General features: G+C 62.6%; 16 protein-coding genes. 6 read left to right on the forward strand and 10 right to left on the reverse strand.

Translation table 11 applies throughout. The features are described from left to right. The first annotated feature begins 86 nt into the window (after positions 1 to 86). The 4 genes from accC to JAB4_RS26255 are packed head-to-tail and all read left to right on the forward strand — an operon-like array spanning position 87 to position 4,661. Positions 87 to 1,502, forward strand: a complete 1,416-nt coding sequence (gene accC, locus JAB4_RS26240; RefSeq protein WP_070222157.1) for an acetyl-CoA carboxylase biotin carboxylase subunit — start codon at positions 87 to 89, stop codon at positions 1,500 to 1,502. Further along, positions 1,499 to 2,443 carry a 50S ribosomal protein L11 methyltransferase gene (gene prmA / locus JAB4_RS26245; RefSeq protein WP_070222159.1) on the forward strand — a complete coding sequence of 315 codons (945 nt, stop codon included), beginning with the start codon at positions 1,499 to 1,501 and terminating at the stop codon, positions 2,441 to 2,443. The genes accC and prmA overlap by 4 nt, the downstream gene beginning before the upstream one ends. Before the next feature lie 8 nt (positions 2,444 to 2,451). Beyond that, positions 2,452 to 3,711, forward strand: coding sequence for a DUF3426 domain-containing protein (locus tag JAB4_RS26250; protein ID WP_070222161.1), 1,260 nt, complete (start codon positions 2,452 to 2,454; stop codon positions 3,709 to 3,711). Positions 3,712 to 3,722: 11 nt separating this feature from the next. After that, entirely contained in the window at positions 3,723 to 4,661 is a 939-nt protein-coding gene (locus JAB4_RS26255) for a carbohydrate kinase family protein (protein WP_034780255.1), read from the forward strand. Positions 4,662 to 4,731: 70 nt separating this feature from the next. On the opposite strand, the gene JAB4_RS26260 is transcribed toward JAB4_RS26255, so the two are convergent. After that, entirely contained in the window at positions 4,732 to 5,265 is a 534-nt protein-coding gene (locus tag JAB4_RS26260) for a YggT family protein (protein WP_227742044.1), read from the reverse strand. A 253-nt stretch (positions 5,266 to 5,518) separates the two neighbouring features. On the opposite strand from JAB4_RS26260, the gene JAB4_RS26265 reads away from it, so the two are divergent. Further along, on the forward strand, positions 5,519 to 6,526 hold the full coding sequence (locus tag JAB4_RS26265) for a hypothetical protein (protein ID WP_070308406.1): 1,008 nt from the start codon (positions 5,519 to 5,521) through the stop codon (positions 6,524 to 6,526). A gap of 836 nt (positions 6,527 to 7,362) precedes the next feature. Here JAB4_RS26265 and JAB4_RS26270 read toward each other — a convergent pair. The 6 genes from JAB4_RS26270 to ccsA form a co-directional block, all read right to left on the reverse strand. Further along, positions 7,363 to 8,514, reverse strand: a complete 1,152-nt coding sequence (locus JAB4_RS26270; RefSeq protein WP_070218582.1) for a ribonucleotide-diphosphate reductase subunit beta — start codon at positions 8,512 to 8,514, stop codon at positions 7,363 to 7,365. 118 nt (positions 8,515 to 8,632) lie between these two features. Continuing rightward, on the reverse strand, positions 8,633 to 11,584 hold the full coding sequence (locus JAB4_RS26275) for a ribonucleoside-diphosphate reductase subunit alpha (protein ID WP_070218583.1): 2,952 nt from the start codon (positions 11,582 to 11,584) through the stop codon (positions 8,633 to 8,635). Positions 11,585 to 11,975: 391 nt separating this feature from the next. Continuing rightward, positions 11,976 to 12,587, reverse strand: a complete 612-nt coding sequence (gene ampD, locus JAB4_RS26280) for a 1,6-anhydro-N-acetylmuramyl-L-alanine amidase AmpD (RefSeq protein WP_070218584.1) — start codon at positions 12,585 to 12,587, stop codon at positions 11,976 to 11,978. Next, positions 12,565 to 13,644 (reverse strand): sigma-54 dependent transcriptional regulator, encoded by a 1,080-nt coding sequence (locus tag JAB4_RS26285; RefSeq protein ID WP_070218585.1) that lies wholly within the window; start codon positions 13,642 to 13,644, stop codon positions 12,565 to 12,567. The genes ampD and JAB4_RS26285 overlap by 23 nt, the downstream gene beginning before the upstream one ends. A gap of 119 nt (positions 13,645 to 13,763) precedes the next feature. Beyond that, positions 13,764 to 14,018 (reverse strand): PP0621 family protein, encoded by a 255-nt coding sequence (locus JAB4_RS26290; RefSeq protein WP_070218586.1) that lies wholly within the window; start codon positions 14,016 to 14,018, stop codon positions 13,764 to 13,766. After that, positions 14,015 to 14,818, reverse strand: coding sequence for a cytochrome c biogenesis protein CcsA (gene ccsA / locus JAB4_RS26295; RefSeq protein WP_070218587.1), 804 nt, complete (start codon positions 14,816 to 14,818; stop codon positions 14,015 to 14,017). The genes JAB4_RS26290 and ccsA overlap by 4 nt, the downstream gene beginning before the upstream one ends. Before the next feature lie 333 nt (positions 14,819 to 15,151). Between ccsA and JAB4_RS26300 the strand changes: the two genes are divergently transcribed. Next, positions 15,152 to 15,691 (forward strand): hypothetical protein, encoded by a 540-nt coding sequence (locus JAB4_RS26300; protein ID WP_139143568.1) that lies wholly within the window; start codon positions 15,152 to 15,154, stop codon positions 15,689 to 15,691. 69 nt (positions 15,692 to 15,760) lie between these two features. Here the strand turns inward: JAB4_RS26300 and JAB4_RS26305 are convergent, their stop codons facing one another. The 3 genes from JAB4_RS26305 to JAB4_RS26315 form a co-directional block, all read right to left on the reverse strand. Beyond that, the gene (locus tag JAB4_RS26305; protein WP_139143579.1) at positions 15,761 to 16,690 is read right to left on the reverse strand and encodes an ABC transporter substrate-binding protein; all 930 of its coding nucleotides are present in this window, start codon (positions 16,688 to 16,690) and stop codon (positions 15,761 to 15,763) included. Between the two features lie 251 nt (positions 16,691 to 16,941). Beyond that, entirely contained in the window at positions 16,942 to 18,936 is a 1,995-nt protein-coding gene (locus tag JAB4_RS26310) for a MacB family efflux pump subunit (protein ID WP_070218589.1), read from the reverse strand. Positions 18,937 to 18,941: 5 nt separating this feature from the next. Beyond that, on the reverse strand, positions 18,942 to 20,129 hold the full coding sequence (locus tag JAB4_RS26315; protein ID WP_070218590.1) for an efflux RND transporter periplasmic adaptor subunit: 1,188 nt from the start codon (positions 20,127 to 20,129) through the stop codon (positions 18,942 to 18,944). Between the last annotated feature and the right edge of the window lie 42 nt (positions 20,130 to 20,171).

Here is a 20,171-nt window from a genome sequence, read left to right on the forward strand (position 1 = left end):
GCCGGCAACGGCCGTTTGCAGTTTTAGCCCCTCACACTTGTTGTTTCGCCGGCTCGCCGGCTCTCACAGACATACGCGAACCTACCATGTTTGAAAAAATCCTGATTGCCAACCGTGGTGAAATTGCCCTCCGTATTCAGCGCGCCTGCCGCGAAATGGGCATTAAAACGGTTGTAGTCCACTCCGAAGCCGACAAGGACGCGAAATACGTCAAGCTGGCCGACGAATCCGTTTGTATCGGCCCGGCACAGTCGACCCTGAGCTACCTGAACATGCCCGCCATCATCAGCGCCGCTGAAGTGACGGATGCGCAAGCGATTCACCCAGGCTATGGCTTCCTGTCGGAAAATGCCGACTTTGCCGAACGCGTCGAGAAATCGGGCTTCGTCTTCATCGGTCCCCGCTCCGAATCGATCCGCCTGATGGGCGATAAAGTATCGGCCAAGCAAACCATGATCAAGGCTGGCGTACCGTGCGTACCCGGCTCCGAAGGCGCGTTGCCGGACGATCCGAAAGCGATCGTGCAAATTGCCCGCAAGATCGGCTACCCGGTCATCATCAAGGCCGCCGGCGGCGGTGGCGGACGCGGCATGCGCGTGGTGCACACGGAAGCGGCCCTGATCAACGCCGTGGCGATGACCAAGACGGAAGCGGGCACCGCTTTCGGCAACCCTGAAGTGTATATGGAGAAGTACCTGGAAAATCCGCGCCACGTGGAAATCCAGATCCTCGCCGACGAACACAAGAACGCCGTCTGGCTGGGCGAGCGCGACTGCTCCATGCAGCGCCGCCACCAGAAAGTGATCGAAGAAGCACCGGCGCCGGGCATCCCGCGCAAACTGATCGAGAAAATTGGCGACCGTTGCGCCGAAGCATGCCGCAAGATCGGCTACCGCGGCGCCGGCACGTTTGAATTCCTGTACGAAAACGGCGAGTTCTATTTCATTGAAATGAATACCCGCGTGCAAGTGGAGCATCCCGTCACCGAGATGATCACCGGCATCGACATCGTGCAAGAACAGATCCGCATCGCCGCCGGCGAAAAACTGCGTTTCCGCCAGCGCGACGTCTTGCTGTCGGGCCACGCCATCGAGTGCCGCATCAATGCGGAAGACCCGTTCAAGTTCACGCCATCGCCAGGCAAGATCGTGTCCTGGCATGCGCCGGGCGGCCCTGGCATCCGCGTCGACTCACACGCCTACGCCGGCTACTATGTGCCGCCGCATTACGACTCGATGATCGGCAAAGTGATCGCTTACGGCGCCACGCGCGAACAAGCGATCCGCCGCATGCAGATCGCCCTGTCCGAAATGGTGGTCGAAGGCATCAACACGAATATCGCCCTGCACCGCGAACTGATGATCGACGCGCGCTTCATCGAAGGCGGCACCAACATTCACTATCTGGAACAGAAGCTGGCCGACATGCCGGACCTGGGCAAGAACCTGAATGGCGGCAGCCCCAGCATCGCCAAGAAGTCCGAAATCAAGGCGGGCGCATGAGCTGGACGGAAATCGTCATCGAAATCGCCCGTGACAACGCCGAGGCCATGTCCGACGCGTTGATGGAAGCCGGTGCCCTGTCGGTATCGGTGGAAGACGCCGATGAAGGCACGGATGCCGAGCAGCCGCTGTTTGGCGAGCCCGGCATGGAACCGAAGGAAGCGGCGTGGGAACGCAGCCGCGTGGTGGCGCTGACCGACGTCGACGCAGACCAGGCCGCCATCGTGGCCGCCGCTGCGCAAGCGGTCGGCATGACGGAAGTGCCCGCCTTTAGCATGCGCCCCGTGGAAGAGCAGGACTGGGTGCGGTTGACCCAGTCGCAATTCGCGCCGATTCACATCGGCAAGAACATCTGGGTCGTGCCCAGCTGGCACGAGGCACCGGACCCAAGCGGTCTGATCCTGGAACTGGATCCGGGCCTGGCCTTCGGCACGGGCAGCCACCCGACCACGCGTTTGTGCATGGAATGGCTGGAAGCCCATCCTGCCCCAGGCAAGACCGTGCTCGACTACGGTTGCGGTTCCGGCATCCTGGCCATGGTGGCCAAGAAACTCGGTGCGCAAACGGTGGCCGGCGTCGATATCGACCCGCAAGCGATCGAATCGGCGCGCGACAATGCCGAGCGCAACCAGTGCGAGATCGAATATTTCTTGCCAGACACGTTTGCCACGTCGGCACACGCCACGGCCAAGTTTGACATCGTCGTCGCCAATATCCTGTCGAGTCCATTGAAGCTGATGGCGCCGATGCTCTCGGGCCGTGTCGCCGACGGCGGCGCGCTGATCCTGTCCGGCGTGCTGGCGCGCCAGGCGGAAGAAGTGGCCGCTGCCTACGCACCATTCATCGAGCTGGGTGTATGGGCCGAGCAAGACGGCTGGGTGGCCCTGCATGGCCGCCTGGGTGCAACGCAAGCGCCTGCGCCCCGCGCGGAAGGTGCATAAGCACAGCAATGGCCCTCGCCACCAAATGCCCCCATTGCAACACGATATTTCGGGTCGCTGCTGACCAGTTGAAGTTACGTGGGGGCATCGTGCGCTGTGGCACGTGCAGGGAAGTGTTTGACGGCAATGCCGCGCTGGTCGATCCAGCTGCGGCATCGCCGTTTTTAACATCCGCTCCCGGTACTGCCGCCCCGTCGTCAAGCAGTTATCTGGCCGACAACAGCCTGCTGTCCGCCACGGACGACGAACCCATCTACTCCCTCGACTTCGACACCTCGTTCGACCCGTTTGGCATCCTGCCGGAAACGGCGAAGCTCAAGGACGACGCGGACGATGGCGAGCACATCGAGCTGGACCTCGACGTCAGCCTGCCTGAAGAGGCAGCAGCCGACGCACCGCCCGAACTCCCCGAAGAAACACCGGCAGAAACACCGGCCGAGCTGCCCGAAGCACCGTTGCCCCAGCCAATGGCGCCCTTCAAGCGCCGCCAGGTCGATGACGCGCCCGCCTTTGCCACGTATCTGCGCGACAGCCGCCGCGAACCGAATCTGGAAACTGGCGCCGCAGCGGCGCCGCCCGCGACCGAAAAAGTCAGCCTGGACAAGCCCATGCCGCCTGCGCCTGCCGCAGCCAGCCCCGCGCGCCGCGAACCCACGCTGGCCGACCATGCCTTCACGCCGCTGCCCGCCGCCGTTGCGCCGGCGCCAGCCGATGAGCAGGAAGAACCGGTCCTGCCGCCAGCCGACGACGAACCGGCTTTCGTCACCCAGGGCCGGCGCCGCGAACAGAGCAGCAAGGCCCTGCGCGTGGCCATGGCCGCCGGCTCGGTGGTACTGCTGCTTTTATTATTCCTGCAGGTAATGACCACCTTCCGCAATCCGCTGGCGGCGCAATTTCCGCAGTGGAAGCCGACCCTGGTCACGCTGTGCAAGCTCAGCGGCTGCCAGGTCGACTTGCCGGCGCAGATCGAGGCGCTGGCCATCGAGCAGGGCGAGCTGCAGACCCTGAAGGAACAGACGTTTTCCTACGTCTCGCTGCTGCGCAACCAGAGCCGCAGCGTGCAAGCCTGGCCCAGCATCGAACTGATTCTCAACGACGCGAACGACAAGCCCCTCTTGCGCCGCGTGATCGCGCCGCGCGACTATCTGCCGGCCACTATCGACGTGAACACGGGGTTTGCGCCGCGCTCGGAACAAACCATCAAACTGTATTTTGCATTAGACCAGCTCACGGCGTCTGGCTACCATATCGCCATCTTTTACCCTTAACAGGCACTATCATGACCAAAACATCGCTGATCTGCGGCTCGCTTGCCACCGACACCATCATGCAATTCCCTGGCCGCTTCGGCGAATCCCTGCTGGCCGACCAGCTGCACAAGGTGAACGTCTCCTTCCTCGTGCCCACCATGCGCACGGAGTTCGGCGGTTGCTCGGGCAACATCGCCTACAGCCTGAAAATGCTGGGCGGCGACCCGCGCATCGTCGGCGTGATGGGGCAAGACAGTGCCGCCTACCTGGAGCGCCTGCAAAAGCTGGGCATTTCCACCGCCAACATCCTGATCAAGGCCGACAGCTACAACGCGCAGTGCTTCGTCACGGCCGATGCGGACAATAATCAGATCAACGCCTTCCACCCGGGCGCCATGTCGTTCGCGCATGAAAACCCGATCGCCAATGCAGGCCCGGCCAAGGTCGCCATCATTTCACCGGACGGCGACCAGGGCATGCTCAAGCACGCCGCCGACCTGGCCGAGCTGGGCATTCCCTTCATGTTCGATCCGGGCCAGCAGTTGCCACGCTTCAATGGCGAACAGTTGATCGACTTCATCAACAAGGCCACGTATGTGTCGGCCAACGATTATGAGATGGAAATGTTGATGGAACGCACGGGCTTGACCCTGCCGGACATCGCCAGCCGCCTGGAAGCGCTGATCGTCACGCGTGGCGAAAAAGGTTCGGAGATCTATACGGACGGCAAGCGCATCGACATTCCTGTCGTGACCGCCAAGGAAGTGCTGGACCCGACCGGCTGCGGCGACGCCTACCGTGCCGGCTTGCTGTTCGGCATCACCAACGACCTGGGCTGGGAAACCAGCGGCCGCCTGGCCAGCTTGCTGGGCGCCATCAAGATCGCCACCCAGGGCGCGCAAAACCATGTGTTTACGCCGGAGAGCATCGCCGAGCAGTTCGAAGCGGCGTTTGGTTACCGCTATTAATATGTAGGTCGGGTTCGTGGGGGATGTCGGGTTACGCTACGCTAACCCGACCTACGCCCTCACATCACCATCATCGCAGCACAATAATCATCCCCACCAGCACTTGCGCAATCTGCAACAGGATCAGCGCCACCAGCAGCGACAAATCCAGACTGCCCACCAGCGGCACCACCTTGCGGATCGGACGCAGCAGCGGCTCGTTCAGGGCCCGTACGAACGGCGCCAGCGGCGCATGCGGGTTGACCCAGCTGAAGATGGCTTCGATGATCAGCAAGGCCATGAAACCGTAGAGTATCCATTGCAGGAAGCGTTGCAGCGACTTGAGCAGCACAACTTCGACGGGAGCGCCGGAAATAAACAGCACCGAGCTGGCCAGCAGCACGATCAGGAAGGCGCCGATCAGGCTGGCCCAGTCATACCCGCCCACGCCCGGCACCACGCGGCGCAGGGGGCGCACCAGCCAGTCGGACAATTGAAACGTGAATTGCGCCACCGACGAGGGCGGCCGCACGCGCACCGCCTGCATCCAGAAGCGCAGCAGCAACACGCCGCCCAGCAAGGTGGCGATGGTATCAACGATCAATGTAAGGATAACGATCAGCACGACTAATTCTCCAAAAAAAAACCGCTGTGTGATTGAGTCACACAGCGGCGTGTTGCCTCATCCAGGCACCCGAATCGTTGGAATTACGATGGGCGGGTGCTGGTTGGGAATGGCCAGGCTGCAGCCGGTGCCAACACGGTTTTTGCTACAGGTGCGATAGGTGCCGATGGCTTGGCGACAGGAGCTGCCTTCTTCGGTGCGGCCTTTTTAGGCGCGGCCTTCTTGGCGGCTGGCTTGGCGGCCACGGCGGCTGGTGCCGCTGGAGCTGCTGCCGGCGCTGCTGCTGGTGCGGCTGCCACGACTGGTGCTGCGGCTGGCTTGGCGGCAGGTTTCGCTGCTGCTTTTGCTGCCGGCTTGGCCGCTGGCTTGGCTGCAACTTTTGCTGCCGGCTTCGCTGCTACCTTGGCCGCTGGCTTCGCTGCTGGCTTGGCTGCTGGCTTCGCCGCTGCTTTGGCCGCTGGCTTGGCTGCAGGTTTCGCTGCTGCTTTTGCCGCAGGCTTGGCTGCAGGTTTCGCTGCGACCTTGGCCGCTGGCTTGGCTGCAGGCTTGGCTGCAGCTTTTGCTGCTGGCTTCGCTGCTACCTTGGCTGCTGGCTTGGCTGCCGCTTTTGCTGCTGGCTTGGCCGCTGGCTTCGCCGCAGCTTTTGCTGCTGGCTTGGCTGCTGCTTTGGCCGCTGGCTTGGCTGCCGCTTTGGCTGCTGGCTTCGCTGCTGCCTTGGCGACGACTTTTTTCGCTGCTGGCTTGGCTGCCGCTTTGGCGGCCGGTTTCGCTGCTGCCTTGGCTGCAGGTTTCGCTGCGGCTTTTTTCACTGCTGGCTTGGCTGCTGCCTTGGCCGCTGGCTTGGCTGCTGCCTTGGCTGCAGCTTTTGCTGCTGGCTTCGCTGCTGCCTTGGCGACGACTTTTTTCGCTGCTGGCTTGGCTGCTGCCTTGGCGGCCGGTTTCGCTGCCACCTTGGCTGCAGGTTTCGCTGCGGCTTTTTTCACTACTGGTTTGGCTGCTGCCTTGGCGGCCGGTTTTGCTGCGGCTTTTGCTGCTGGCTTGGCGGCCGGTTTGGCTGCGGCTTTTTTCGCGACAGGCTTGGCTGCCGGTTTCGCTGCGGCTTTCGCTGCTGGCTTGGCTGCCGGTTTTGCTGCTGCCTTGGCCGCAGGTTTCGCTGCGGCTTTCGCTACTGGCTTGGCAGCCACTTTTGCTGCAGGCTTGGCTGCGGCTTTGGCAGCCGGTTTTGCTGCTGGTTTCGCTGCGGCTTTGGCAGCTGGTTTAGCGGCAACCGTCTTCGCTGCGGCTGCCGGCTTCTTCGCGGCAGGAGCAGCCTTGGCGGCTGGTTTCTTTACTTCTGATTTCTTAGCGGCTGTTGCCATTTGTCTCTCCTTCATCTGAGATGAGAAATTTAAGCTACAAGATTTAAACCCGTCCGACCCACCACAGGGATAGGCCAGGCGAATTATTCATCGGCACAAACGGTCGTTTGCGCTAATGAATTCGGCACCAGCTGAACTGCTGCAACTCCTCACGTTTGCAGCACTTCAGCCATCGTCGGTGCCACCCTGCTTTATCTCGCAGCTGGTGGCAAAGTCTGAATTCGGTCATTCGTTTTCGATGCCGTGCGTTTTTTCGCTCCTCGCATCGCGCTCGCCACAACACCGATGCGTCAAATAAAAAACCGCCATGCCTGAAAAAATTCGGGCACGGCGGCAGACGAAAACGGTGTGGTTTTGTGCATATCCGTGTAAATCTGTATCCCTGTTTTGCGAGGTTTTTTCGCTACCGCGCTGGTTAAAAAACCCCGCATTCTAACGCTCGCATTTGCAATCTCATAAAGTACACGAAAACCTTGTCAATGCGCAACCGGCACGACACGTTTTCGCCCGCTTTTTTGCACGATACGCGTGCTATCGCACAATCGCGCGGCAAATGCCGCCGCCAGCGTCTCCGGAAATGCTTTTTCGGGTGTGCGATGCGGCCATGCGCGGCATCCGGAAATCCTGGCGCAGGCCTCGTCGCATGCACCGATGATGCGCGCATTTTTGCGCCGCCACGCACGCAAAAAAAAAAGCGCCGTCACGATGACGGCGCTTGTTGGCGTAGCCTGAAAAAGGATTACTCCCAGTTCAACGCACCACCCGTTTGATACTCGGTCACGCGGGTCTCGAAGAAGTTGCGTTCCTTCTTCATGTCGATCATTTCGCTCATCCACGGGAATGGATTTTCTTCCTGGGCGAACAGCGGCTCGATGCCGATCTGCTGCGCGCGGCGGTTGGCGATGAAGCGCAAATAGCCCTTGAACATCGGCGCGTTCAGACCCAGCACGCCGCGCGGCATGGTGTCTTCCGCGTACGCGTATTCCAGTTCCACGGCCTTCATGAACAGATCCTTGATCTCTTCGCGGAAGGCGGCCGTCCACAACTGCGGATTTTCCATCTTGATCGTGTTGATCAAGTCGATGCCGAAGTTACAGTGCATCGATTCGTCGCGCAGGATGTACTGGTACTGCTCGGCCGCGCCCATCATCTTGTTCTGGCGGCCCAGCGCCAGGATCTGCGTGAAGCCGACATAGAAGAACAGGCCTTCCATCAGGCAGGCAAACACGATCAGGGATTTCAGCAGCTTCTGGTCGTTTTCCACCGTGCCGGTGACGAAGGCCGGGTCGGTCAGGGTGTTGATGAACGGGATCAGGAATTCATCCTTGTCGCGGATCGACTTGACTTCGTTGTAGGCGTTGAAGATCTCGCCTTCGTCCAGGCCCAGCGATTCGACGATGTACTGGTAGGCGTGCGTGTGGATCGCTTCCTCGAACGCCTGGCGCAGCAGGTACTGGCGGCACTCGGGCGCCGTGATGTGGCGGTAGGTACCCAGCACGATGTTGTTGGCGGCCAGCGAGTCGGCCGTCACGAAGAAGCCCAGGTTGCGCTTGACCAGGCGGCGCTCGTCGTCCGTCAGGCCGTTCGGGTTTTTCCACAGCTCGATATCGCGCTGCATGTTCACTTCCTGCGGCATCCAGTGGTTGGCGCAGCCGGCCAGGTATTTGTCCCACGCCCACTTGTACTTGAACGGCACCAGCTGGTTGACGTCCGTCTTGCCGTTGATGATGCGCTTGTCGTCGGCATTCACGCGGCGCGCCACTTGCTCGGCGTTCGCTTCGGACGGCTCGGCGCCGGCCGGCAGGTTCAAATCGGTATTTCCCAACGGCGCTTGCTGCGCCGGACGCGGCACAGCTGCCGACGTGGTTTCATCATCCCAAGACAACGACATATTCTTCTTCCTTTCCATGCCGGCGAGCCGGCGATCCGCAACAGGCCCGTTGAATCGGACAATACGGACATTGACAACATTGAATCAGCCCGACCGTGCCGGGCTGACAACTAAAATCTTACTGGCAGGCTTCGCACTCTTCGAAACCGTCATCACCGGGACGCAGGTAGCAGGCTTCGCCATCGGCATCGTCCGCCGCCGCTGCCACTACCGGCGCCACGGCCACTGCTGCTGCCGCCACGACGGCTGCCTGGGCGCTCTGTGCGCTGGCCGACATGCCGCCATCGACTGCCACGGCGTTCAGCGCGCCCGTCTTGGAAGTCGATTTCTCCATGTGGGTGGCGGCGATGGTGCGCAGGTAGTAGGTGGTTTTCAGGCCACGCAGCCATGCCAGCTTGTAGGTCTCGTCCAGTTTCTTGCCCGAAGCGCCAGCCATGTAGATGTTCAGCGACTGGGCCTGGTCGATCCACTTCTGGCGACGCGAAGCCGCTTCCACCAGCCAGCTTGGCGACACTTCAAAGGCGGTGGCGTAGATGTCGCGCAGGTCTTGCGGGATGCGGTCGATCTTCACCAGCGAGCCGTCGAAGTACTTCAGGTCCGAGATCATGACTTCATCCCACAGGTCGCGCGCCTTCAGGTCGCGCACCAGGTAGCCGTTGATCTCGGTGAATTCGCCCGACAGGTTCGATTTCACGTACAGGTTCTGGAACGTCGGCTCGATACAGGCCGAGACGCCGATGATGTTCGAAATCGTCGCCGTCGGGGCGATCGCCACGCAGTTCGAGTTGCGCATGCCGAACTTGGCGATGCGCTCGCGCACCGGCGTCCAGTCCATGGCCGACGAGGAATCGACTTCCAGGTAACCGCCGCGCTCTTCGGCCAGCAATTTGACCGAGTCCTGTGGCAGGATGCCGCGGTCCCACAGCGAACCGGCGTACGATTCATAGCGGCCGCGCTCTTCGGCCAGTTCCGTCGACGCCAGGTAGGCGTAGTAGCAGACGGCTTCCATCGAGGTGTCGGCGAAGCTGACAGCCGCGTCCGAGGCGAACGGCACGCGCATCATGTGCAGGCAGTCCTGGAAGCCCATGATGCCCATGCCGACCGGACGGTGGCGCATGTTCGAGTTGCGCGCCTTGTCGACGGCGTAGTAGTTGATGTCGATGACGTTGTCGAGCATGCGCATGGCGGTGCGGATGGTCTTGGCCAGCTTGACGTGATCGAGCTTGCCTTCCTTCATGTGCGCCGGCATGTTCACGGAACCGAGGTTGCAGACGGCGATTTCGTCAGGGCCCGTGTTCAGCGTGATTTCCGTGCACAGGTTCGAGCTGTGGACGACGCCGACGTGCGACTGCGGGCTGCGGATGTTGCACGGATCCTTGAACGTGATCCATGGGTGGCCCGTTTCAAACAGCATCGACAGCATCTTGCGCCACAGGTCCAGCGCCGCGATCTTCTTGAAGACGCGGATTTCGCCGGCGGCGGCCTTGGCTTCGTAGCCCAGGTAAGCCTGTTCAAAAGCCTTGCCGACCTTGTCGTGCAAGTCAGGCGTGTCCGACGGCGAGAACAGGGTCCAATCGCCTTTTTCCATGACGCGCTTCATGAACATGTCGGGAATCCAGTTCGCCGTGTTCATGTCGTGCGTGCGGCGGCGGTCGTCGCCCGTGTTCTTGCGCAGGTCGAGGAATTCCTCGATGTCCATGTGCCAGGTTTCCAGGTAGGCGCAGACGGCGCCCTTGCGCTTGCCGCCCTGGTTGACTGCCACGGCCGTGTCGTTGACCACTTTCAGGAACGGCACCACGCCTTGCGACTTGCCGTTGGTGCCCTTGATGTGGGCGCCCAGGGCGCGCACTGGCGTCCAGTCGTTACCCAGGCCGCCGGCAAACTTGGCCAGCAGCGCGTTGTCCTTGATGGCGTCGTAGATGCCTTCCAGGTCATCGGAGACGGTGCTCAGGTAGCACGACGACAGCTGCGAGCGCAGGGTGCCCGAATTGAACAGGGTCGGGGTCGAACTCATGAAGTCGAACGAGGACAGCAGGCTGTAGAACTCGATGGCGCGCGCTTCGCGGTCCGCCTCGTTCAGCGCCAGGCCCATGGCCACGCGCATGTAGAACGCCTGCGGCATTTCGATGCGCACGTCCTGGATGTGCAGGAAGTAGCGGTCGTACAGGGTTTGCAGGCCGATGTAGCCGAATTGCAAGTCGCGGTCGGCGACGATGGCTTTGGCCAGGCGCTCCAGGTCGAAACTGGCGAGTACCGGGTTCAGCAGCTCGGCGGCGATGCCCTTGGCGATATATTGCGGGAAATACGTCAGATATTCGGCGGCGGCGGCCGCTTGCGGCACTTCCTTGCCGAACACTTCCTTGCGCACCGTGTGCAGCAGGATGCGGGCCGTGACCTGGCTGTAGGCCGGGTCTTTTTCCATCAGCGCGCGCGCCGCCAGGATGGCCGACTTGTGCAGCTCTTCGACGGGCACGCCGTCGTACAGGTTCTTCACCGTTTCAGCCAGGATGGCGTCGGCATCGACGTGCTTTTCCAGGCCGGCGCAGGCGGCGTTGATCAGGTCGCGCACTTCCTGCATGTCCAGCAGGCGGCGCACGCCGTTGTCGGTGACATTTAATTGTGGTGCGGAAACTTGTGCGGACGCGCCTTGCGCTTCCTTCTGCAGGCGGCGCTCTTCCATATGCTTGGCGCGGTACAGCACGTAGGCACGCGCCACGTCGTGCTCGCCCGAACGCATCAGCGACAGTTCCACCTGGTCTTGCACGTCTTCGATATGGAAGGTGCCGCCGCCCGGATGGCGACGCACCAGCGCGGCGACGACGCCGTCCGTCAGTTGCTCCACCAGTTCGCGGATGCGTGCCGAGGCGGCGCCCTGGCCGCCGTTAACGGCCAAAAACGCCTTAGTCATGGCGATGGCGATCTTCGAAGGCTCAAATGCCACCACCGCGCCGTTGCGGCGGATGATGCGATAGTCGCCCAGTGCCGCGCCCGTGCTCGCCACGCTGTTGGCCGCGCCTGGCGCTGGCGATACTGGCGTTGGATGGATGGAAATATCTTGTGGTGATTGCATTGAAGCTCCCGTTGTCAGCTAAAGTCAGCCTGCAGTTTTGCTGCCGCGTATGTTGTTGAATAGAACGCCCGATGGTCAGGGTTTCTTCAGGTGTTTGTTGCTAAATAGTAAATTTATAATGCATAAAACAGGTCAGTATCCATAGCGCCACACCGTACTGCCCGGCTGGCGCGAAACACGATCAAGGGTGATAAACCGCCAGTTCCAGTGCTTTATCAGCAATCCGGATAGCTTTGACAATAATTCTGAAAACGTCTGTGATGGCACTAGATATAGTCTTTACATCCAACTTCTGCACTAATTGTAGTGCCCATCGAAGGGCGATGCAATAGTTTTCCAGCATCCGCCGGCGTAATTTTTTGTATTTTCATATACGATTTCGGTTGACTTTTCAGGGCATGGATGGAAAGCCCAATCCCCGCGAAGTAAGCGCTAACGCAGCCTGCCCGCGCAGGGTTTCCAGCCAGCACTCTTGATAAAAATGCCAGTCAAAAAACGGCCCCGGATCCGTCTTCCTTCCCGGTGCGATATGCTCGTGGCCGCGCACATGGGACAGCCCGTGGCGCGCCACCAGCGCCGCCGTCAGCGCCGCCAGCACATGGTATTGCCGCCGCTGGAAAGGCACATCGTCCGCGCCCTCCATTTCGATACCGATGGAATAGCCATTGCACTGCGGGCGTCCTTCGAACACGGACGCGCCCGCATGCCAGGCACGTTGATCAGTAGAAACATATTGCAACAACGCACCATCGCGCCGCACAAAAAAGTGCGCCGACACCTGCAAGCCACGCAGGTCGGCGAAGGAAGGATCGGCATTATAATCTACCCGGCCCGTAAACAAGTCCGACACATGCGGCCCGCCAAAGCGGCCACCCGGCAAGCTGATGTTATGAATCACCAGCAAGTCGACTTGCGCACCGTCCGGACGCGCATCGCAGTACGGCGAGTCATAGCGCAGCGCGCCGTCGCACCAGCCGTCTTCATCTATCGTCCATCCGCTCATCAAGTAATGCTTCCTGTATCGTCAATTTCTGCATGCGGTAACGCAGCTGGCGCACGCTCAGGCCCAGCTGGCGCGCCGCCCGTGCGCGGTGATAACGCGCCTGGACCAGCGCCTGCATGATCATGTCGCGCTCGGCCTGACGCAAATACACGTCCAGCGGCAGGACCGAGCCCACGCCATATGCCGCCATGCCGGGCAGGCACAGTTGCCGTTCCGGCAAGTCCGGCAATGCCGGCGCCGCCCGCAACGGCATGCTGCCCGGCGCGGATGGCAAGGCCAGCCCGTCGAGCGCGATCACGCCGCCGTCGGCAAAGGCCAGTGCCCGCTCCAGCACGTTTTCCAGTTCGCGCACATTGCCGGGAAACGCATACCCGGCCAGGGCCGCCAGCACGGGCGGCGCCAAGCTCACGGCCCGGCGTGGCGACAGGCGCGCCAGGATCACCTCACATAATACCTGCAGATCGCCGCGCCGTTCGCGCAGCGGCGGCAGCGCCAGTTCGATCACATTGAGGCGGTAAAACAGATCCTGGCGAAAGGTGCCGGCGGCCACGCCGCGCGCCAGGCCATGCTGGCTGGCGCACAGGATGCGCACGTCGACGGCTTCGTCGGCACTGCCGCCCAGCTTGCGCACGCGGCGCTCCTGCAGCACGCGCAACAGTTTCACCTGCATGGCCAGCGGCAGATCGTCGACTTCGTCGAGCAGCAGGCTGCCGCCATGGGCCGCCTGGAACAAGCCCTGGCGCTCGTGCAGCGCGCCCGTGTAGGCGCCCGGGCGGCAGCCGAAGAATTCCGCTTCCATCAGCGCTTCGGGTATGGCGCCGCAGTTGACGGCGATAAACGGGAAGCCGGCGCGCGCGCCCTGCGCATGGATGGCGCGCGCCGCCAGTTCCTTGCCCGTGCCTGATTCGCCGCGGATGGCCACCGGCGCGCCGCAGCGGGCGATGCGGCTTATCTGCGCACGCAGCGCCTGCATGGGCAAGGAATTACCGCTCAGTTGCGGCGCCGGCGGCATGCCGGTGGTGGTCACGGTCTGCTGGCTGGTGCGGGGACTGGACATGGGAGCGCGCCTTTCTGCAATGGCGGTGGCGAACCGCCTGCTGCAGATGCTACGCCGGACGAATGCCGGAGGTCGTTACGATACGGATGAGCAACGCGCGCGAAGCTGCGCGCTTGCCCTTACACGGTGGCGTGCGCGTGGCTGCAGTAATCGTGCCCCTTGGCCTGCACGTTTTCCGAGGCCGGATAGTAGACGCCGCAATGGGCGCAGCACAGCATCAGCTCGGCATCGGGCAATTCCTGCGGCCGGCCCGGCGGCGCAAACGGATTCGGCGGCTGCTGCGCGCGGGCGCGCTGCTGCATGCCCCGGATCTTGCTGCGGATAGCAAACAGCACCAGGAACACCAGTGCCAGCCAGAATAAAACACGTGTCATGCGAATCCTCGGTGTAAAACCACTTCCAGTACAAAACGGCTGCCGACATAGGCCAGCAACAAGGTGGCGAAACCGGCCAGGGTGAAGCTCAGGGCCGTCTTGCCGCGCCAGCCGCGAAAGCGGCGCCCCGCCAGCAGGGCGGCAAACAATAACCACGACAGCATGGTAAACACGGATTTGTGATCCCAGTTGAGCGCCTTGCCAAATAATTGCTCGGAGAACACGATGCCCGACAGCACGGTCAAGCTGAGCAAAATAAAACCGAGGCCAATCATGCGGAATAGCAGCTTTTCCATCGTCAGCAGGGCGGGCAGCTGGTCCAGCGCGCTGCCGATAAAGCCGCGGCTTTCACTGCGCGTATGCAGCCGCGATTCCTGCAGCGCCATCAGCACGGCGTGAAAGGCGGCGATCGTCAAGGTGCTGTAGGCGAGCACGGCCACGGCGATATGCCAGCCGAAGACAGCCGACTTGCCTTCCATGCTGACCTGGCTGCCGGGAAAGGCCCAGGCCAGGCCGATGGCGATGACGGCGCTGGGCATGACCATGCGGCGCAGTCCGTCCAGGCTGAAATTGCGGTTCTCTATCCAGTAGGCGCCGACCGAAACCCATAGCGCGGCCGACAGCATGGCGGAAAAACCGAAGCGCAAGGTGCCCGGCGCCATCAGGTCGAACCACAGGGTGGCGGCGTGCGCCAGCCAGGCGACGCCGGTCAGGCCGGCAATGAGCCGGGCACGGGACGAGGGAAGCACCGCGCACGCCGCGTACAACAGGGCGGCGATGAAAAAGAAATAGATCTGCATAGTTTAAGTTTACACCATAGCCGGCAAGCGCGATTCAAGCGACAGTATGGGCTGCAGGCAATTCGCCGCCAGCCGATACCGCAAGCCTGCCATGATATCGTGCCTCGGGCGCGGCGGGGTGGCGCACCCTCAAGATTTCGGCAATCTTTCCTGCGGCGCACTGCCACCGCGTCACGGCCACGTTGCCATCTGGATGAGCCAGCCCTATAATTATGTCCATAGAGCAACAATCTTTCACTTTTCGCCACTCGCCCCCCCACCGCCATGTTTTCTTTCAAAAAAATTTCCTGGACCTGCCTGCTGCTGGCCGCCTGCACTGTATTAAGCGGTTGCATGAAAGATGCGCCGTCCCAGTCCACCTACGAAGAGTATTTCCGTACCTCGATCCAAAGCTATGACCTGTACAAGGAGTACTTCGACATCGCGAAGCTGGAAAAGCTCAATGGCTGGAAAGAGAACGAGCAATATGAAATCAAGGGCTCGGCCGTGCTGCGCGCCAAGGTGGGCTACCTGGAATTGCTGGCCGACGTGGCCGACAAGCTCGAAGCGCAGGCCAAGACGGACGGCTCCGTGGGCATGACCATGGGTTTGGGCCTGATGGCGCGCGGCATGGGCGGCGAAAACAAGGTGTTCCGCGAATTCTGGACGCAGCAGCAGGAAAAGAAGGCGATTCCCGCACCGCTGCTGGCGCGCCAGGCGGCGATGACGGCCGAGCGTTTCGAGAACCTGCTGCAATGGTCGGACCAGCTCGTGCAAGACAATTACGGCGCCATCATCAGCCGCCAGTTGAAGAAAGGCGATGAACTGACGCGCATCTACACCTTGAGCTTCCGGCAAACGGAAAAAGGCTGGATGGGTTTTAACGCCCGCTAAGGCCACGCCTCCACAAAAAAAACCTCCGCGCCATCGCTGGCACGGAGGTTTTTTTAATGGTTGCCTGATTTACTTCACGTTCAGGCTCTTTTTCGCCTGCTCCAGCAAGTCCGTCTTGACCCAGTCCTTGGCCACGGGCGGCTTCGTCATGCGGCCCACGCCCGTTTTCACCATCACGTCCGTGGTGACCTGGATATGCTCGGGCGAGATGTCATACGAATACGGCGAATTGCTGATCGCGTCGTCGAAGTCATCCTTCGTGATCTGACCGCGGAACACGACTTCGCGCACATACTTTTCCGCCGTCGCCTTGTTGTCGATAAAGGTTTTCGTCGCTTCGACGAAGCAGCGCATGAATTTTTCCGCCACAGGACGGCGTTCCTTGTAGAACTTTTCCGTCATCACCATGGTCCGCACAGGCTCGCCGATCGGCGTGTCGTACGGTTTGATGACTTCGGTGCCAAAACCCTTGTTGATCGCCTGCGACGATTGCGGTTCCGACTGCATCATGGCGTCGAGATTCTTGCCCATCAGCGCCTGGTTCAAGTCGGCGTAGGCGAGGAACACCAGCTGCACGTCCTTGCCCTTGGTTTCCGAATACGTCAGACCCGCCTGCGACAGCTCGGCCAGCAGCAGCACTTCCTGGATGCCGCCGCGCGTCACGCCCACGCGCTTGCCCTTGAGTTCCTTGACGCTGGCGATCTTTTGCCCGGCGCCCGCCACCAGGCGCGCGCCGCCCTTGGCAAAACCGGCCACCACATAGATCGGCGCGCCGCCGGCGCGGCCGGAAATGGCCGCTTCGGACGCCGTCGCACCCACGTCCAGCTCGCCCGCGATAATCGCCTGCATCACGTCGAGGCCCTTGGCGAAGACATGCTCTTCGACCTTGATGCCGCACTTGGGCGCGATTTCCTTGATGTACGACACGGCGCCGTAGTGGGCGAATTTCAAGTTACCCAGGCGCACGACTTCCTGCGCCTGCGCCTGCACGGCGCCCATGCCGAACGCCAGCACGAGGGCGGCGGCGATACCGGTCTTCAAGGTTGATTTTTTCTGCATCGGGTTCTCCTGTGGTGGTTGACGTGTGCCCGCCAGGGCACAGCTATGCGAAACACGGCTTCTTATTATGGGGAGATAGTACCGTGTGTTGAGTCAGGAGCAATCTTTTTTATGGAAAGCCTGCCTTGGCGCTGTTGCAGCAGCGCAAAGACAGGCGAATCCGGGAGCAGCAAGCCCGGCTGCATGAAGCGTTACTGTCCCGCCAGCGCCACCACCGGATCGAGTCCCGACGCCTTGCGCGCCGGCATGAAGCCGAACACCAGCCCCGTCACCACGGCGCAGGCAAAGGCCCCGGCGATGGCGCTCAGGGAAAAGATCACCGGCACGTCCCAGACCAGCAGCAGGCCTGCCACCGTCACGCCGACCACGATGCCGGCCACGCCGCCCACCACCGACACCAGCACGGCTTCGGTGAGGAACTGGCGCAGGATATCGCGCCGGCGCGCGCCCGTCGCCATGCGGATGCCGATTTCGCGCGTGCGCTCGCGCACCGTCATCAGCATCACGTTCATGACGCCGATGCCGCCCACCACCAGCGAGACGGCGGCGATCAGGCTGAGCATCATGGTCATGTTGTCCTGCGTCTTGGCTTCGGCGGCGATCGACGCGGCCGCATTGCTGATGCCGTAGTCGCGGATGCGGTGGCGCTCGAACATGGTGGCGTCGACCGCCGCCTCCACCTCCGTCACGCGCTTGACGTCGTCCACGGCCATCACCGTGTACGTCGGCTCGCGCTGGCCGAAGACGCGGATGCCGGCCGTGGAAAACGGCAGCAGCAGCACGTCGTCTTCATCCTTCTCGCCCGTCAGCGCGCCTTTCGCGCTCATCACGCCGATCACCTGGAACGGCACGTTGCCGATCAGGATGCTCTGCCCCACGGGGTTGGGCACGTCGGGCATCAGCTTTTCGGCCAGGTGCGCGCCCAGCACGGCCACGGTGGCCATCTCGCGCTCGTCTTCCTCGGTAAAGAAACCGCCCTTGGCCACGGGCCAGGTCTGGATCTGCGGCAGGGCCGGCCCCGTGCCGCGCACATAGGTCTGCACGTCGAGGTTACCGTGGCGTATCACCTTGTTGCCCGTGACATTCGGCAGCACGTGGGAAATGCCCGGCACGTCCTTGAGCGCATCGAGGTCGGCCAGGGTGATGCTGCGCCCGGGGATGCGCGAGCTTTCGCCGCGCGACGCCATGTACAGCAGGTTCGAGCCGAAGGCGCCCAGTTGCGCCATCACTTGCTGGCGCGTGCCCAGGCCGATGGCCAGCATGACGATCACGGAAGCGACGCCGATGACGATGCCCAGCAAGGTCAAGCCCGTGCGGAAACGGTTGATCCACAGCACGCGCCAGGCGGCGCGCGCCGCGTCGAGCAATTCCGTGCCCAGCGACGCGCCCGTGTCATGGGCGGCGCGCGACATGTCCAGCGGCGGCAGGGCCGTCGATGTGGCGGGAATGGCGATGGCGCCCGAGTCCGCGATGATTTCGCCGTCGCTGATCTCGATCACGCGGCGCGCCTGGGCCGCCACCTTGCGGTCATGCGTGATGAGGATGATGGTATGGCCCGCGTCGGCCAGTTCGCCCAAGAGGGCCATGACTTCGGCACCGCTGCTGCTATCTAACGCCCCCGTCGGTTCATCGGCGAGGATGATGCGCCCGCCATTCATCAGGGCACGCGCGATCGACACGCGCTGCTGCTGCCCGCCCGACAATTGATTCGGCCGGTGGTCGAGCCGCTCGCCCAGGCCCAGGCGCTTGAGCAGCGCTTCCGAGCGGGCGTGGCGGGCCGCGGCCGGCATGCCCGCGTACAGGGCCGGCACTTCCACGTTTTCGCGCGCCGATTCGGTGGCGATCAGGTGATACCCCTGGAAGACGAAACCGAACGCTTCGCGCCGCAGCCACGCCAGTTCATCGGGATTCAGGCTGGCCACGTCCTGGCCGGCGAAGCGGTAAGTGCCGTCGCTGGGCCTGTCCAGGCACCCGAGCAAGTGCATCAGGGTCGATTTGCCGGAACCGGACGCACCGACGATGGCGACGAATTCGCCGGCGCCAATCGACAAGGTCAGACCGCGCAGCACTTCCACGGCCGGCGCGCCATCGTGGCCGCCGTAGCGCTTGCGGATGCCTTGCAATTCAATCAACGGCGCCGCTTGGTCCGGCTGTCCCGCTTGTCCCAGCGACGCGGCCTCACTCATGGCACTCATAGCTGGAACCTGCTGCTGCCGCTGCCGGCCGGCTGTTCGCCCGTGACCAGCAATTCGCCTTCGCGCAAGCCTTGCAGCACTTCCGCGCTGAGGCGGTTGCGCACGCCCACGGTGACGGCGCGCGTATCGACCTTGCCGTCCGCATCCATCACGCGGGCCGTGAACTGCCCCGGCTTGGCGCCTTCTTCCGTCGATGGTTTCAGGGCCGGCAAGGGCACGGCCAGCACATTGTTCGCCGCGGCCGTGACAAACACCACTTGCGCCGTCATCTGCGGCATCAATTCGCCATCGGCGTTATCGACGTCGAACAGCACGGTATACAAGATCACCTTGCTGGTCGACGGCGCCAGGGCCGTGCCGGCGGCGGCACCACCGGGCACCGGCGGCGCGGGCAGCACTTGCCGCACCTTGCCGCTCCAGCGCCGCTGATCGCCGCCCAGGGTGGTGAAGTAGACGGGCATGTCCGGGCGCACGCGGCGCACGTCCGCTTCCGACACTTCCGTCCATACCGTCATGGCCGACAAATCGGCGATACGCAGAATGTTCGGCGTCTGGTAGGTGGCGTTCAGGGTTTGCCCTTCCTTCGCGTCCAGGCCCACGACCTTGCCGGCCATGGGCGCGTAGATGCGCGTATAGCCGAGGCGCGCCTCGTCCGCCTTCAGGCTGGCCTGCGTCTGGTCGATCTGCGCCTTCAGGTGGTCGATCTTGGCGCCGGCCGAGGCCAGGGTGGCTTCGGCCGTCTCCAGGTCGGCCAGCGGCGTCGAATCGAACTTGGCCATCTGCTTCTGGCGCACGTGCTGCTGGCCCGCCAGGCGATGCTGCGCCTGCTGGTCGGCCAGCTGCGCGCGCAAGCCCGCCAGCGCGGCACGGCCCGCGTCGACCGTGGCTTGCTGCACGCTGGGGTCGATCTCTGCCAGCAACTGGCCTTTTTCCACGGCGCTGCCGGGCTGCACGTGCAGGCGCGTGATCTGGCCCGACACCTGCGCACCCACGTCGACATAGGTTTGCGGCTGCAGGGTGCCGATGGCCGTGACGCTGGCCTCGATATTGCCGCGCTTGACGGGCGCCGTGTCGAACACGGTTTTCGGACCGCGCGTTGCCCATAGAAAGCCGGCGCCGAACAGCGCCAGCAAGACCACGCCGCCGAGGATGCGGGCGCGGCGCGAAGGCAGGCGGGCCGCCATCAGGAAGCCGCCTTGCGGTTACAAGTACAGTAAAACGGTGTC

The organism is Janthinobacterium sp. HH102 (assembly GCF_001758625.2).
Lineage (GTDB): Bacteria > Pseudomonadota > Gammaproteobacteria > Burkholderiales > Burkholderiaceae_D > Janthinobacterium.